The sequence below is a fragment of the Muricauda sp. MAR_2010_75 genome (assembly GCF_000745185.1).
In the GTDB taxonomy this organism is placed as follows: Bacteria; Bacteroidota; Bacteroidia; order Flavobacteriales; family Flavobacteriaceae; genus Flagellimonas.
In genome coordinates this window covers 3,066,537-3,079,916 of record NZ_JQNJ01000001.1, presented here as the reverse complement: position 1 = coordinate 3,079,916, position 13,380 = coordinate 3,066,537, and the positions used below count along the sequence as shown (strand labels likewise).

The window sequence follows — 13,380 nt, the reverse complement described above, 5'->3', positions numbered from 1 at the left end:
CAATGAAAAGGAGCAATCAGCAGCAAGCATTGGATGTCTCAACATTTTTGAGAATCCGAAAATGGTACGTATTGGCCCTTTCCGCCATTGCCTTTACTGTTATCATTGCCCAAATCCTGATACAACAACACCTTAATTCCCAATTAAGTGATTCACGTGTGATCAATGTGGCAGGTCGCCAACGGGCCTATAGTCAAAAATTGGTCAAGGAAGCCTTGCTGCTCAATCAGGGGAATCTTGGAAAAGACGAGCAACAGGAGCTTCTGGATAAGCTAAAAAACACCCTTTATGTATGGAAGACATCCCATGAAGGGCTTCAAATGGGAAATGACAGTATTGGACTTCCCAAAGAGAAAAATGAAGCCATACTTCAGCATTTTAAGGAGCTCTCCATACACCACAGTGCCATGGTCACTGCCGTGGAGCTTATGCTATCGGAGCAGGACTCATTAGAAAATCAGGCTCAGTTGAGCATTTTATTGGCCAACGAGGCGCCCTTTCTTGAAAAAATGGATGCCATTGTGAACGAATATGACGCCATCAGCAAGGAACAGCTACAGAATTTGAAGGTGAAGGAGTATTTGTTGTTGGCCTTTTCACTACTGATTTTGGTCTTGGAAGTGCTCTTTATCTTTAGGCCGCTTTCCATCCAAATTAGGGAAACTATCCGGGATTTGGTAAAAAGTAAATTACGATCAGATCAAGATGCCAAGGAAATCAAGAAAATATTCGAAGAAAAGGAAAAATCCCTTCAAGAGTTAAAGGAACTCAACTTTGTGATTGACAATGCCGCTCTTTTTGCCAGTGCCCGTAGCGATGGTTCCGTTGTTTTCATCAGCAAAAAGTTCCTGACGCTTCTGGAAGAAACCAACATTCAGCCAAATGCACACTTATCCGAGATTTTAACGGTGGATGAGGGGCAACGACAGTACCTAAATGAAATTTTGACCAAGCCTCGTAAAAGTATTCGGACCGAGGAAATTGAGATAAATACCAAAGCTGGGAAAAAACTTTGGTTGGACATGTCCATAATTCCCATGCACCCATCCAGTTTAAAACAAAGCGTATTGTTGTTGTGCTCGGACATCACCGAGCGTATGAACAACCAGAAAAAAGTGGAACAACTCACGCTTCAGAATTATGAGGACCGAATGCGACAAAAGCAATTGCAGGCCAGTCTTATCGTTGAAGGCCAAGAAGAAGAGCGTAAGCGAATTGCCAAGGACATTCACGATGGCATTGGACAGATGCTTACGGCCTTGCGGTTCAACATAGAATCCATAAACCTAAAGAACAAGGAAAAGACCAAGGAGAAAATTGATTACCTAAAAAGTCTCACATCAGACCTCATCAAAGGGGTACGAACCGCTACTTTTAACCTTACACCACCTGAACTGGGCGATCACGGAATCTTTCCCGCTTTGCAAAAAATGACCTCAGAACTGAGTAAATTAACGGGAAAAAACATTTTATTTGAAAACAAGGCAGAGGAGAATATCCGTTTTGATTCATTGGCCGAGACCAATATTTATAGAGTTACCCAAGAGGCGGTGAACAATGCCATAAAATATGCGGATGCCAATTACATTTTGGTGACCATTAACCTTACGGGCAACTTGTTGAGCGTGGTGATTGATGATGATGGAAAGGGGTTTGATCCAACCATTCTGGACAAACCACCAAAAAACAGTAGTGAGGGTGGTATGGGCGTGTTTTTTATGAGGGAACGAATCAGTTATATTAACGGAAGGCTTTTCATCAATTCAACACCAGGAGAGGGAACCCGAGTTACCATAAATTACCATCTCGGTGAAACACTACAAGAAGTGGAACAGTAAATAAAAAGGGTATGAAAATTAGGATAAAAGGAAATTCAATCCGATATAGATTGACCAAGACCGAAGTAGAAACCTTTTGCAAAACAGGGTCTTACAAGGAAACCACGGATTTTGGCAATTCCGTGTTCACCTACATGCTAAAAGCAAAAAAAGGTATTGATGCTTTGGAGGCTTCTTTTGAGGAAAATACCATAACCTTATTCCTTTCTGATGTGGAACGGTCTGATTGGGCTACATCGGATAGGGTTGGTTTTAGTGGCACCATGGACCTACCCAATGGAAAGCAACTGTCACTGCTGCTGGAAAAAGATTTTGTATGCCTCGATGAGACCATTGAGGACCAATCGGACAATTATCCAAACCCCAGAACTGGCACCAACGCATGCTAATCCTTTAAGTCTAAAACAACCATCAAGTTTTTTTAAGGGAAATGAATATTGAGGAAAGGCACTACAATGGGAAAAACTCCTCGATATCCTGTTTTCCCTCGATCAAATCCAAAATGGTCGTGCTTTCAAGCACGGTAATAAACTTGGATTTGTTGGAGCCCACAAGTTTGTGAAGCACGCATGGATTGCTCATATCACAATCCTTGATACCCATGACACATGAATTCACGCGCTTTTCCCCATCAATGACCTTTACAATATCCATTAAGGTCCGTTTTCGATCATCCTCACTCAAATAAAACCCTCCCCGAGGTCCCCTAGTGGAGGAAATAATACCATGCCGGGAAAGTTCTTGTAGCAATTTGGCCAGATAGGCTTCCGGGACATGCACTACCTCAAAAATATCCCTGACCATGATCTTATGGTCGCTATCGGAGTTCAATGCTAAATAGAGGACTCCTTTTATGGCATATTTGGATGAATTGGAAAGCATGACAGTTTTATCATAACAAAGATTAAAAGACATTTTTATCCTTTTTATGACTTATATCATGTTATAGGTTTAGACCACTGCATACTTTTGAGGCATAATTTTTAACCAATTATGTCATGAAAACAATAATAAAAGGAATAGCCCTTCTCTTTGCCCTCATTATTATGGGTTGCGGAGGAAAGAAAGAGGAAAAAAAAGAGGAAGGCTTTAGTGTACAACGGAAAAAAGCCGAAACCGAACAGCCTGTGGAGACAAACACCTCCAATGAAGTAAAGGCTTCCGAACGTGTTGATATGACCACTAAGGGAGTCGGCCCCATCAAGTCCGTTGAATTGGCCCCTGAAATTGACCAAACTTTGGCGGCAAGCGGAAAAGGGGTTTATGACCAAATGTGCTTGGCCTGCCATAGAATTGGTAAAAAATTCATCGGCCCACCTCCCAATGGAATTTTAGAAAGAAGAACCCCGGAATGGGTCATGAACATGATCTTGAACCCACAGGAAATGGTACAACAGGATCCATTGGCCAAAGACCTGCTCCAAGAGTTCAACGGGTCGCCCATGTCCAATCAAGGGTTGACCGAAGATCAAGCACGAGCTATTCTCGAATATTTCAGAACCTTAAAATAACCGTTATGAGATCAACCATTAAACTCAGTATGACAGGGCTGTTTGCACTGCTTATGATTCTAAGCAGCTGTAAAAAAGGGCCTCAAAATGAAACAAATGACACAAGTCCGAGCGAATCTTCAATTTCCTCGGAGTATAGCAAGGGACAAGCCTTTATAGAGGACGATGAATCCACGCCCAATGTATTGCAGATAGCCATTGGATCGCCCGACCACAGTACGTTGGTCACTGCCGTACAAGCCGCAAAATTGGAAAATGTGTTGGTCAACGCTGGTCCATTAATGGTATTCGCTCCTACCAATGAAGCTTTTGATGCCTTACCTGAAGGTACCGTGGAAGATTTGTTGAAACCCGAAAATAAGGATGCCTTGGCAAACATCCTTAAATACCACGTAACCCCTGGAAAGTATACCAAGGAGTTTTTGAAAAACTTCAAAAAGCTGGGACAGGCCAATGATCAAAGCGTACCCGTGGAAGTGAAGGGTGATGATGTCTTCGTGGGCGGCGCTAAAATAATTGCCAGTGTACCAGCTGGGAACGGCATTGTCCATGTGGTGGATAAAGTCATCCTACCCCCTACGCAATAACTAATACTAAAAACGAATAAATCCTAAAACAATGAAAATCTATAACCATTTTATGATGTCCGTAGGAGCAGCGCTGATGCTGGTTTCCTGTGGCCAGCAAAACCAAAGTTCGAACGGGGCGCTGTCGTCCAGTGCCGCCGAAAAAGTGTATGTTGCCCCAGGGGAACAAGACGAATACTATGCCTTCTTATCCGGAGGTTATAGCGGAAACCTTACCGTTTACGGATTACCATCAGGAAGAATGTTCAAGGAAATACCTGTATTTTCCCAATTCCCTACCTCTGGGTATGGCTATTCCGAAGAAACCAAGCCCATGTTGAACACCTCCCACGGATTTGTGCCCTGGGACGATGCCCACCACCCCGATATTTCACAGACCAATGGAGAATTGGATGGACGGTGGATATTTATAAATGGTAACAACACGCCAAGGATTGCCCGTATCAATCTAAGCACTTTTGAAACCGAAGAAATCATCGAAGTGCCCAACAGTGCCGGTAACCACAGTTCCTCTTTCATTACGGAAAATACTGAGTATGTGGTGGCGGGTACCCGATTCTCCGTTCCCATCCCGCAAAGGGACATGCCCATAAATGAATACAAGAGCAACTTTAAGGGATCATTGTCATTCATTAGTGTAGATCCTGAACACGGGCACATGGATTTGAAATTCCAACTGTTGATGCCCGGATTTAACTATGATCTTTCACACCCGGGAAGGGGTAAATCCCATGGTTGGTTCTTCTTTACCACCTATAACACAGAGGAAGCGCACACCTTACAAGAAGTGAACGCATCACAAAACGACAAGGATTTTATTGCTGCGGTAAATTGGAAGAAAATTGAGGAGTATGTAAATAATGGTGGAGGCACCAAAATGCCCGCCAATTATGCACACAATGTGTATGATGAAGGGACACATACTGCAACCACCACTATGAAAAAAGAAGTATTGACCGTAGATCCTTTAAAGGTTCCCGGTGCTGTATATTTTTTACCAACGCCAAAATCACCACACGGTTGTGATGTGGACCCCACTGGGCAGTATATTATTGGAAATGGTAAACTTTCCGCTGACTTGACCGTACATTCCTTTGATAAAATGATTGCGGCCATCGAAGGTGAAAAATTTGACGGCGAAGCCTACGGCATTCCCATTCTTAAATTTGAAGATGTTCTGGCCGGACAGGTTAAAAGTGGAGGCCTAGGCCCCCTTCATACCGAGTTTGACGGTAAAGGAAATGCCTACACTACTTTCTTTATCTCTTCGGAGGTTGTAAAATGGGAGTTGGGCACATGGGAAGTTATCGATAGAAAGCCCACCTACTATTCCGTAGGACACTTGATGATTCCTGGAGGAAACTCCAGAAAACCATTCGGTAAGTATGTGGTGGCCATGAACAAGATCACCAAGGACCGTTATTTGCCCACCGGACCCGAAATGGAGCACTCCGCACAGATCTATGACATCTCTGGGGACAAAATGGAACTGATCTATGATTTCCCAACCCATGGTGAACCACACTATGCCGCAGGTTGCCCTGCCGAACTGTTGGCACCAAAATCACAGAAAATCTATCGGTTGGACGAGAACAAGCACCCCTATGCCGTAACCTCACCTACTGGCTCCAAAGTGGTACGCGAAGGAAACGAGGTGCATGTGTATATGTCCACCATCCGAAGCCACTTTACCCCAGATAACATTGAGGGTATTAAAGTCGGCGACAAGGTGTATTTCCATATCACCAACCATGAACAGGATTTTGATGTACCACACGGTTTTGCAATGATAGGACAGAATACCTCCGAGCTTTTAATCATGCCTGGACAGACCAAGACCTCGGTTTGGGAACCCAAGCAAGTGGGTGTATGGCCATTCTATTGTACTGATTTCTGTTCTGCACTGCACCAAGAAATGCAGGGATATGTGAGGGTCTCCCCTGCCAATTCCAATATAGAGCTTAGTTGGTCACTTGGTGAGTAATTCGGATTGAACCACCATTACCAAAGCGGGCCGTCTTCATGACCTGCCCGCTTTTCTTTTACAAATTGAAGTATATCAACCCTTCTAAAAAACCGCTTTCAGTTTGTAACCTTTAAATCTAAAAAAATGAAAAAGGCTAGTATTTTAATGATCGTTGGCCCCCTCTTCTTAATGGGATTGTACATCTTTCCGCTTTGGAAGATCATGTTGGGAGCACCACAATATCCTGATCCTTTGGGTTTGAACATCCATATCAGTGGTCTTAAAGGTGTCAGCGAGTTTGACATTCAAAACATTGACGGCCTAAACCACTACATTGGGATGCAAACGCTTCCAAAAGTTGAAGACATGTGGGAGTTTGGCACATTCCCCATGATCATTGGAATTATGGTGACCATTGGCGTATGCATTGGAGTATTGGGGTACTTTAACAAAGTAAGCTATAAGTGGTTTATAGGTTGGTTTGCACTTATGTCCTTTATGGGCATATTGGGTATGTACGATTTCAATCAATGGTTGATGGACTATGGTACCAATCTAGATCCAAATGCCATTATGAAATTGACCAACGCCGATGGAACACCAATGACCTATAAACCTCCATTATTGGGCCATGTAAAAATGCTGAACTTTGATGTTACCTCTTTACCGGCATCTGGAGCTTGGCTCATGTTTGTGGGGATGATGCTCACCTTGACCGCTGGCTTTTTGGGTTGGAAAAATGCTAAAAAACAAAAAAACATCGCCTTATGAAACTTCCTTTTCTCCTACTGTTTGCCAGCTTATGTTTAACCATCGGATGCACCGTAGGTCCCAAACCCATTGATTATGGCCATGTGGGCTGTCACTTTTGCAGCATGACCATTGTGGACAAACAACATGCCGCACAATTGGTCACCCAAAAGGGCAAGGTCTTTAATTTTGACGCCATTGAGTGCATGATGAACCATTTGAAAGATGAGGACGAATCCACTATAGCCCTGTTCTTGGTCAATGATTTTAACCAACCCGGTGCCTTGGCGGATGCCACAAAGGTCACCTACTTGATAAGCGAAAACATCCCAAGTCCCATGGGTGAATATCTAAGTGCTTTTGCAACTAAAGATGCTGCTGAAAAAACGATGAGCAAGCATGGTGGCGAACTTTTTACATGGGCAGAAATTAATAACCGATTTAAACCTTAAACATGAGCATGATCGCAGATTTGGAACCGGTGAAATGCACCGGACTTTTAGTAGACAATTATGTGGGGCACTTAGCCTACATTGCGGACAATGAACCGCATGTGGTACCGTCGACCTATTTTTTTGATGAAGACCGGAAGTGTATTCTGTGTTTCGCATCCAATGGACATCGGATAAACGCTCTCAGAAAAAGCAATAAAGTTTCTTTTCAAGTCGATAGTATCGAGTCGTTTCGCCATTGGCAATCAGTTCAGGTACATGGTACTTTTGAAGAACTTACTGGAGATTTCGCTAAACAATGTTTAAAACGCTTTGCAGACGGCGTACAGCGAACCATAGACCATAAAAATGCTGAACGCCCCCATTTTTTAAGTCATTTTTCCGGTAAGTTGCAAGAAGCGGAAATGCCAGTGGTATATCGTATTGCAGTGACCAAAATAATAGGAAAGTCCGTAGAGGATTTCACATAAATTAAAAAGAAATTTTGGCTCTTGGCATAGGATTCTGTGCTTGAAGTAGAGGTAGATTATGAAATTGGATGTACAACATATAAAACGTATTCTGGGATTTGCTCTTTTGATGGGCTTTCAAATAGGTTTGGCAAACACTTGGACCGTTTGTAGCACCTGCGAGAACAGTTCCATCAAGGAAACCATTTTACGTGCCGCTCCCCACGACACCCTTTTGATCGAAAAAGGCACCTACAAAGAATTTGAAATTTTGGTGGACAAACCTTTGGTCATCAAGGGAATCGGTTACCCCATTGTGGATGGTGAAAAGAAAGGGGAAATTTTCAGGGTAACCGCGGACAATGTTACCTTGGACGGGCTGTTCGTCATCAATGTAGGGGTAAGCTATACCAAGGACAATGCGGCAATCAGAATTGTACAGAGTAAAAACTTTCGCATTCAAAATATGGTGTTGGAACAATTGTTCTTTGGTATCTACTTGGAAAAATCATCCCATGGCAAAGTATATCACAATCGCATTATTGGAGAGGCCGTGGACGAATACAATTCTGGAAATGGCATCCAACTTTGGTATTCTTCTGATGTGGAAGTGGCCAAAAACCATGTGCAAGGTACCCGTGATGGAATCTATTTGGAATTTTCAGACCAAATCACCATTACCGATAATGTGAGCATGGACAATCTTCGTTATGGACTCCACTTTATGTTTTCGAATAATGATGTCTATTCCAACAATACCTTTGAAAATAATGGGGCCGGGGTTGCGGTCATGTTTTCTAAGTTCATCACCATGAAAAATAATACGTTTCGAAAGAATTGGGGAACTGCTGCCTATGGTATGTTGTTAAAGGAAATCAACGATGCGGAAATCAGTGGGAACACCTTTGAGGAAAATACCATCGGCATCAACATTGAGGGCTCCAACCGGATTGAATATATAAATAATGACTTTATTGGCAACGGCTGGGCCATTCGAGTAATCGGAGCCTGTTATACGAACAGTTTTAAAGGCAATAATTTCTTGTACAATTCCTTTGACATTTCCTATAACAGCAAATTGAACGACAATGTATTTGAAGGTAATTTTTGGAGCAGCTATACAGGTTACGATCTGGATAAGGATGGCATCGGCGATGTACCCTATCGACCTGTGAAATTATTTTCCTACGTGGTGAATCGTACGCCAGAAACTATTGTGCTGTTGCGAAGCCTGTTCATGGATATCATCGATTTCTCGGAACGGGTTTCCCCCGTGTTCACACCCGATAATTTAAAAGATGCCCAACCTTTAATGAAAATACGATCATGATTATTGAAATCAACAATCTTTATAAACAATTTGGAAAAAATCAAGTGCTGAAAGGGGTAGACCTTACCATTGATGAAGGCCATATTTATGCCATACTTGGTCCCAACGGTTCAGGAAAGACCACCTTGATCAAGAGCATTCTGGGCATGGTGATTCCAAATAAGGGTCAGATTTCGGTGTTGGGGGAACCCATAAAAAAAGGGTGGAAATACCGCAAAAAAATCGATTATCTTCCCCAAATCGCCAACTTTCCGCCCAACATTAAAGTCAAGGAATTGATCCACATGATCAAAGACCTCAGGAACAGTCCCAGCGAAGAGGAAGAACTGATCAAGCTATTCGGGTTGGAACCTTTTCTGAACAAGAAATTATCCACGCTATCCGGAGGTACCAAACAAAAAGTGAACATTGTATTGACCTTTATGTTCGACAGTCCCTTAATCATTCTTGATGAGCCCACAACAGGTTTGGACCCAAAGGCACTTATCCGATTAAAAGAGCTGATCCAAAAAGAAAAAGCACAAGGCAAGACTATTTTGATCACCTCGCACATTATGCAGTTTGTGGAAGAAACGGCCGATGAAATTGTATATCTTTTGGAAGGGGAAATTTATTTCAAGGGCAGTATCGCCAAATTATTGGAACAGACCGAACAGACCAATTTTGAACACGCCATTGCGGCCATAACAACGGGTAGCCATGCTTAAAATATTGAAATACAGTTTTTACGATCTGATACGCAGCCGTTGGAGCTACGTTTATTTTTTCTTTTATCTGGCTCTTGGGTTTGTTTTGTTGTTCCTGAACAATGATGTTTCCAAAGCTGTGATTACTTTAATGAATGTGATCATTGTGTTGATTCCGTTGATTGGAACTATATTTGGCGTGATGTACTACTACAATTCCCGGGAATTTACCGAGCTATTATTGGCTCAGCCCATTAAACGCAGTTCCATATTTATGGGCCAGTATTTTGGCGTAGCAGGTTCTCTTACGTTAAGTTTGGTATTGGGATTAGGAATTCCATTTGTGTTATACGGGCTGTTACGGAGCAATGCCATTTTTGATTTTTCCCTATTGCTGGTTACTGGGGCTTTCCTGACTTTCATCTTTGTGGGACTGTCCTTCGTCATTGCCATATCCAACGAAAACAAGATCAAAGGATTTGGTTACGCGGTGCTGTTATGGCTCTTTTTGGCCGTAGTCTATGATGGCCTGTTCCTAATGTCCCTGATTGTGTTTGAGGAGTATCCGTTGGACACCTTTTCCTTGGTGGCCACTGCGCTAAACCCTATAGATCTTTCCCGTATATTGATTCTACTCAAACTGGACATCTCTGCCCTATTGGGGTATACCGGTGCCATATTCAAAAAATTCTTTGGTACGGATTTAGGCTTCGTTATTTCTATGGCCATTCTATTACTTTGGACTATTTTGCCCATTCTAGGATTGCAATACAAAGCAAAAAGAAAAGATTTCTAATCGAGACGTAGCGTAATTTGCCAAAGCAACCATATGACGGCCAACCTGCACCGACAACATCTTAGAATTGCGGTAATCTATTTTAGTATTGCTGCCCTCCTGGGCCTATTGCTTCGCTTCTATCCCATTTTCACTTTCGATTTCAACTATAGGTATATAGTCCACGCCCATTCGCATATCGCCCTTTTGGGTTGGGTGTATGTGGCGTTAACCACGCTGCTCCATTATTGCTTTCTGGATAAGAAGACATCCAGCAAAAGATACAGGCACATCTTTTGGGGTACCCAAGGCACTTTGGTTGGAATGTTGCTCACCTTTCCATTTCAAGGATATGCGCTGTTTTCCATTATCTTTTCCACCTTGTTTTTGATTGCATCCTATATCTACACTTATCATTTCTGGAAAAACATTGAGTCTGAACATAGAGAAAGTAAAGGTCTGAAATGTGTGAAAACAGCTCTTGTTTATATGGTACTCTCCAGTTTGGGGCCTTGGGCGTTGGGAGTTATTATGAGTACTTTGGGAGCCCAATCTATTTGGTACCGTTTGTCCATCTACTTTTATTTGCACTTTCAGTATAACGGTTGGATGCTATTGGCCTTGCTTGGTCTGTTTCTGTATGTTTTGGAACAACGGAACCTTATCATTCCCCAAAAAAGCTTTGTTCGCTTTTTCCAAACGATCAACATCGGCATTATTCTTACTTTTTTCCTATCCACACTGTGGACAGAACCGCCATTGGGGTTGTACATTCTAGGGGGGATTGGAGTAACCATACAGTTTTATTCCTTGGTATATTTGTGGACACTCACCAAGAAGAAGGTTATCACATTAAATCTTTCAAATTTACAAAACCGGTTACTACGGATAGTTGTTATCCTTATCAGCATAAAAATGCTGTTGCAACTGATGACCACCCTCCCTTATTTTGCCCAAATGGCTGCCGTGTATCTTGATTTTACCATTGGTTATCTGCATTTAACTTTCTTGGGCGTCATCAGTTTTGGGCTATTCTTTTTTACGGACTATTTTGGTTTGCTTTTGATGTCAAAGAAATCCTGCCTATTGTATTTTTTGGGTTTCATACTTACCGAATGCCTTATTTTTTATAAAGGCTTTGCGGCTTGGCAGGAATGGGGCATTTTTAGTGGGTATACGTCATTTTTGGCCACTTTTTCCTTTTTGATTTTGTTTGGTTTACTCCTCTTTTTGATTCAAAATTTAGGCAAAAACTAAAATTCAAGAATCAATCAATATAACGCCACTGTACAATTAATTAAAAAAATAATAAAGGACATTTTTATCTTATTTATTTTAACCTTATCTTTGTCCTGATATTAATCATTTATGATGTTTTCAAAAGCCTGTGAGTATGGCATACGTTCAGCGGTATATGTTGCGTTGCAATCTTTGGACGGAAGACGGGTGAGCGTAACAGAAATTGCTGAGGAAATAGACTCCCCCATTGCCTTCACGGCAAAAATATTGCAACAGCTTACAAGAAATGGCATAATTAATTCAGTGAAAGGGCCTACAGGAGGTTTTGAAATTCAAAGAGAAGATATGGATGCCGTAAAATTGAGCAAAATTGTCAAAGCTATTGATGGAGATAAGATTTATGTGGGCTGTGGATTGGGACTCAAGGAATGTAATGCGGATAAGCCCTGTCCCCTTCACGATAAATTTGTCGACATCCGTACCGATTTAAGCAAAATGTTGAAAAGTACAAGCTTATATGAACTTGCCACAGGCTTGGAAGTAGGGTTGACCTATTTGAAGCGGTAAAAAAAATTTGAATCAATAAAGGACAATTTTGTCCGAATTATAAAATCATTTATCATGAACGATACCATGGAAAAAACAGTCGGGCAAATGGTAACAGAAGACTACCGAACTGCCCAAGTCTTTAAAGCACACAAAATAGATTTTTGTTGCAAAGGCAACCGTACACTTCAAGAAGTTGCAGAGAAAAAAGGGCTGGATTTGGAAACCTTGGTCCAAGAGCTTGGTGCCATCCAAAACAACACTATAGGGGATCAACCCGATTTTAAAACCTGGCCTCTGGATTTGTTGATCGATTATATCGAAAAAAAACACCACCGTTATGTGGAACAGCAAATTCCCATTTTAAAACAGTATCTCAACAAGTTATGCCATGTACATGGTAACAAACATCCCGAACTGTACGGAATTTTTGAACATTTCAGTGCTTCTGCCGGAGAGTTGGCCAAGCACATGAAAAAGGAAGAGTTGGTGCTATTTCCCTGGATCCGTAAAATGGTCAATGCAACAAAAGATGATACGACTTTGGGAGACTCCAAATTTGGTACCGTTAAGAATCCCATTCAAATGATGATGGAAGAGCACGACAATGAAGGGGAACGGTTCCGGAAAATTGCTGCTCTTAGCAGTGACTACACACCGCCGCCAGATGCTTGCAATACGTATCGCGTTGCTTTCTCCCTCCTCCAAGAGTTTGAAGAAGACCTCCACAGGCACATCCACTTGGAGAACAACATTCTGTTCCCAAAAGCTGAGATTTTGGAAAAGAAAGTATTAGACAACTTATTTTAATATGGGAGGCAGCCCCTTTAGGGGATAAGCCATAAACATTATAAAAACGTAACAACAATGAAACATTCAACGACAATACCAATGACCCATTCTGGAGTAGAGCACAAATCAAGTGTATTAAAAAACATGTACAAACGGTTGTTCAAAGAATTTAAAAAAAGTCAACTTGGCTATTCAACCATAGCAATAATTGGGCAGAGTTGCCTCGGCTCTGCTGCAGCTATGGTGCTTTTGATGGGAACAATGGACATCATCTTAAAAATGATACTCCTCTTTTTTGTCACCATCTTCTGCATGGCCTTTAACGGAGCTGTACTGGCGCAACTAAAACCTTTGACCACTTTTAATCTACTTATTTTAAGTGTTATTTTCAATACTTTGGTCATTTTCGGGCATCTTATCTAATTTTATGGGGCAGTGTCTTTCTCTGGAAAACGCTTT

General features: G+C 41.9%; 16 protein-coding genes. 15 read left to right on the top strand and 1 reads right to left on the bottom strand.

Features of this window, described 5'->3' with window-relative positions; all coding sequences use genetic code 11:
• The first annotated feature begins 2 nt into the window (after positions 1 to 2).
• Together FG28_RS13895 and FG28_RS13890 are read left to right on the top strand one after the other, a co-directional pair.
• On the top strand, positions 3 to 1,838 hold the full coding sequence (locus tag FG28_RS13895) for a type IV pili methyl-accepting chemotaxis transducer N-terminal domain-containing protein (protein WP_036383740.1): 1,836 nt from the start codon (positions 3 to 5) through the stop codon (positions 1,836 to 1,838).
• Positions 1,839 to 1,849: 11 nt separating this feature from the next.
• On the top strand, positions 1,850 to 2,227 hold the full coding sequence (locus tag FG28_RS13890) for a DUF7009 family protein (RefSeq protein WP_036383737.1): 378 nt from the start codon (positions 1,850 to 1,852) through the stop codon (positions 2,225 to 2,227).
• Between the two features lie 61 nt (positions 2,228 to 2,288).
• On the opposite strand, the gene FG28_RS13885 is transcribed toward FG28_RS13890, so the two are convergent.
• Positions 2,289 to 2,753: an Rrf2 family transcriptional regulator gene (locus FG28_RS13885; RefSeq protein ID WP_231562632.1), complete on the bottom strand. Its 465-nt coding sequence runs from the start codon at positions 2,751 to 2,753 to the stop codon at positions 2,289 to 2,291.
• 83 nt (positions 2,754 to 2,836) lie between these two features.
• Between FG28_RS13885 and FG28_RS13880 the strand changes: the two genes are divergently transcribed.
• From FG28_RS13880 to FG28_RS13820, 13 genes are all read left to right on the top strand, one after another.
• Positions 2,837 to 3,349 carry a cytochrome c gene (locus tag FG28_RS13880; protein WP_036383734.1) on the top strand — a complete coding sequence of 171 codons (513 nt, stop codon included), beginning with the start codon at positions 2,837 to 2,839 and terminating at the stop codon, positions 3,347 to 3,349.
• Positions 3,350 to 3,354: 5 nt separating this feature from the next.
• Positions 3,355 to 3,936, top strand: a complete 582-nt coding sequence (locus FG28_RS13875; protein WP_036383731.1) for a fasciclin domain-containing protein — start codon at positions 3,355 to 3,357, stop codon at positions 3,934 to 3,936.
• A 76-nt stretch (positions 3,937 to 4,012) separates the two neighbouring features.
• Positions 4,013 to 5,920 carry a Sec-dependent nitrous-oxide reductase gene (gene nosZ / locus FG28_RS13870; protein ID WP_394297393.1) on the top strand — a complete coding sequence of 636 codons (1,908 nt, stop codon included), beginning with the start codon at positions 4,013 to 4,015 and terminating at the stop codon, positions 5,918 to 5,920.
• 126 nt (positions 5,921 to 6,046) lie between these two features.
• Positions 6,047 to 6,673: a hypothetical protein gene (locus FG28_RS13865; protein ID WP_036383724.1), complete on the top strand. Its 627-nt coding sequence runs from the start codon at positions 6,047 to 6,049 to the stop codon at positions 6,671 to 6,673.
• Positions 6,670 to 7,104, top strand: a complete 435-nt coding sequence (locus FG28_RS13860) for a nitrous oxide reductase accessory protein NosL (protein ID WP_036383722.1) — start codon at positions 6,670 to 6,672, stop codon at positions 7,102 to 7,104. Before FG28_RS13865 ends, FG28_RS13860 begins: the two co-directional genes overlap by 4 nt.
• 2 nt (positions 7,105 to 7,106) lie before the next feature.
• On the top strand, positions 7,107 to 7,574 hold the full coding sequence (locus tag FG28_RS13855) for a pyridoxamine 5'-phosphate oxidase family protein (protein ID WP_051947337.1): 468 nt from the start codon (positions 7,107 to 7,109) through the stop codon (positions 7,572 to 7,574).
• A gap of 109 nt (positions 7,575 to 7,683) precedes the next feature.
• A complete protein-coding gene (locus FG28_RS13850) occupies positions 7,684 to 8,883 on the top strand; it encodes a nitrous oxide reductase family maturation protein NosD (RefSeq protein WP_036386641.1) in 1,200 nt (399 codons plus the stop codon).
• Positions 8,883 to 9,590 carry an ABC transporter ATP-binding protein gene (locus FG28_RS13845; protein ID WP_036386639.1) on the top strand — a complete coding sequence of 236 codons (708 nt, stop codon included), beginning with the start codon at positions 8,883 to 8,885 and terminating at the stop codon, positions 9,588 to 9,590. The genes FG28_RS13850 and FG28_RS13845 overlap by 1 nt, the downstream gene beginning before the upstream one ends.
• The gene (locus FG28_RS13840; protein WP_036383721.1) at positions 9,583 to 10,365 is read left to right on the top strand and encodes an ABC transporter permease; all 783 of its coding nucleotides are present in this window, start codon (positions 9,583 to 9,585) and stop codon (positions 10,363 to 10,365) included. Before FG28_RS13845 ends, FG28_RS13840 begins: the two co-directional genes overlap by 8 nt.
• Positions 10,366 to 10,398: 33 nt before the next feature.
• The gene (locus tag FG28_RS13835) at positions 10,399 to 11,601 is read left to right on the top strand and encodes a hypothetical protein (protein WP_036383718.1); all 1,203 of its coding nucleotides are present in this window, start codon (positions 10,399 to 10,401) and stop codon (positions 11,599 to 11,601) included.
• A 114-nt stretch (positions 11,602 to 11,715) separates the two neighbouring features.
• A complete protein-coding gene (locus tag FG28_RS13830; RefSeq protein WP_036383715.1) occupies positions 11,716 to 12,150 on the top strand; it encodes an Rrf2 family transcriptional regulator in 435 nt (144 codons plus the stop codon).
• Positions 12,151 to 12,204: 54 nt separating this feature from the next.
• Positions 12,205 to 12,939: an iron-sulfur cluster repair di-iron protein gene (ric, locus tag FG28_RS13825; protein WP_036383712.1), complete on the top strand. Its 735-nt coding sequence runs from the start codon at positions 12,205 to 12,207 to the stop codon at positions 12,937 to 12,939.
• 57 nt (positions 12,940 to 12,996) lie between these two features.
• Positions 12,997 to 13,344, top strand: coding sequence for a hypothetical protein (locus tag FG28_RS13820; RefSeq protein WP_036383710.1), 348 nt, complete (start codon positions 12,997 to 12,999; stop codon positions 13,342 to 13,344).
• The last annotated feature ends 36 nt before the right edge of the window (positions 13,345 to 13,380 follow it).

Excerpts from the sequence above, each read along its gene's own strand:
- FG28_RS13895 (WP_036383740.1), top strand. The coding sequence starts at position 3 with ATGAAAAGGAGCAATCAGCAGCAAGCATTGGATGTCTCAACATTTTTG.
- FG28_RS13890 (WP_036383737.1), top strand. The coding sequence starts at position 1,850 with ATGAAAATTAGGATAAAAGGAAATTCAATCCGATATAGATTGACCAAG.
- FG28_RS13885 (WP_231562632.1), bottom strand. The coding sequence starts at position 2,753 with ATGTCTTTTAATCTTTGTTATGATAAAACTGTCATGCTTTCCAATTCA.
- FG28_RS13880 (WP_036383734.1), top strand. The coding sequence starts at position 2,837 with ATGAAAACAATAATAAAAGGAATAGCCCTTCTCTTTGCCCTCATTATT.
- FG28_RS13875 (WP_036383731.1), top strand. The coding sequence starts at position 3,355 with ATGAGATCAACCATTAAACTCAGTATGACAGGGCTGTTTGCACTGCTT.
- nosZ (WP_394297393.1), top strand. The coding sequence starts at position 4,013 with ATGCTGGTTTCCTGTGGCCAGCAAAACCAAAGTTCGAACGGGGCGCTG.
- FG28_RS13865 (WP_036383724.1), top strand. The coding sequence starts at position 6,047 with ATGAAAAAGGCTAGTATTTTAATGATCGTTGGCCCCCTCTTCTTAATG.
- FG28_RS13860 (WP_036383722.1), top strand. The coding sequence starts at position 6,670 with ATGAAACTTCCTTTTCTCCTACTGTTTGCCAGCTTATGTTTAACCATC.
- FG28_RS13855 (WP_051947337.1), top strand. The coding sequence starts at position 7,107 with ATGAGCATGATCGCAGATTTGGAACCGGTGAAATGCACCGGACTTTTA.
- FG28_RS13850 (WP_036386641.1), top strand. The coding sequence starts at position 7,684 with ATGGGCTTTCAAATAGGTTTGGCAAACACTTGGACCGTTTGTAGCACC.
- FG28_RS13840 (WP_036383721.1), top strand. The coding sequence starts at position 9,583 with ATGCTTAAAATATTGAAATACAGTTTTTACGATCTGATACGCAGCCGT.
- FG28_RS13835 (WP_036383718.1), top strand. The coding sequence starts at position 10,399 with ATGACGGCCAACCTGCACCGACAACATCTTAGAATTGCGGTAATCTAT.
- FG28_RS13830 (WP_036383715.1), top strand. The coding sequence starts at position 11,716 with ATGTTTTCAAAAGCCTGTGAGTATGGCATACGTTCAGCGGTATATGTT.
- ric (WP_036383712.1), top strand. The coding sequence starts at position 12,205 with ATGAACGATACCATGGAAAAAACAGTCGGGCAAATGGTAACAGAAGAC.
- FG28_RS13820 (WP_036383710.1), top strand. The coding sequence starts at position 12,997 with ATGAAACATTCAACGACAATACCAATGACCCATTCTGGAGTAGAGCAC.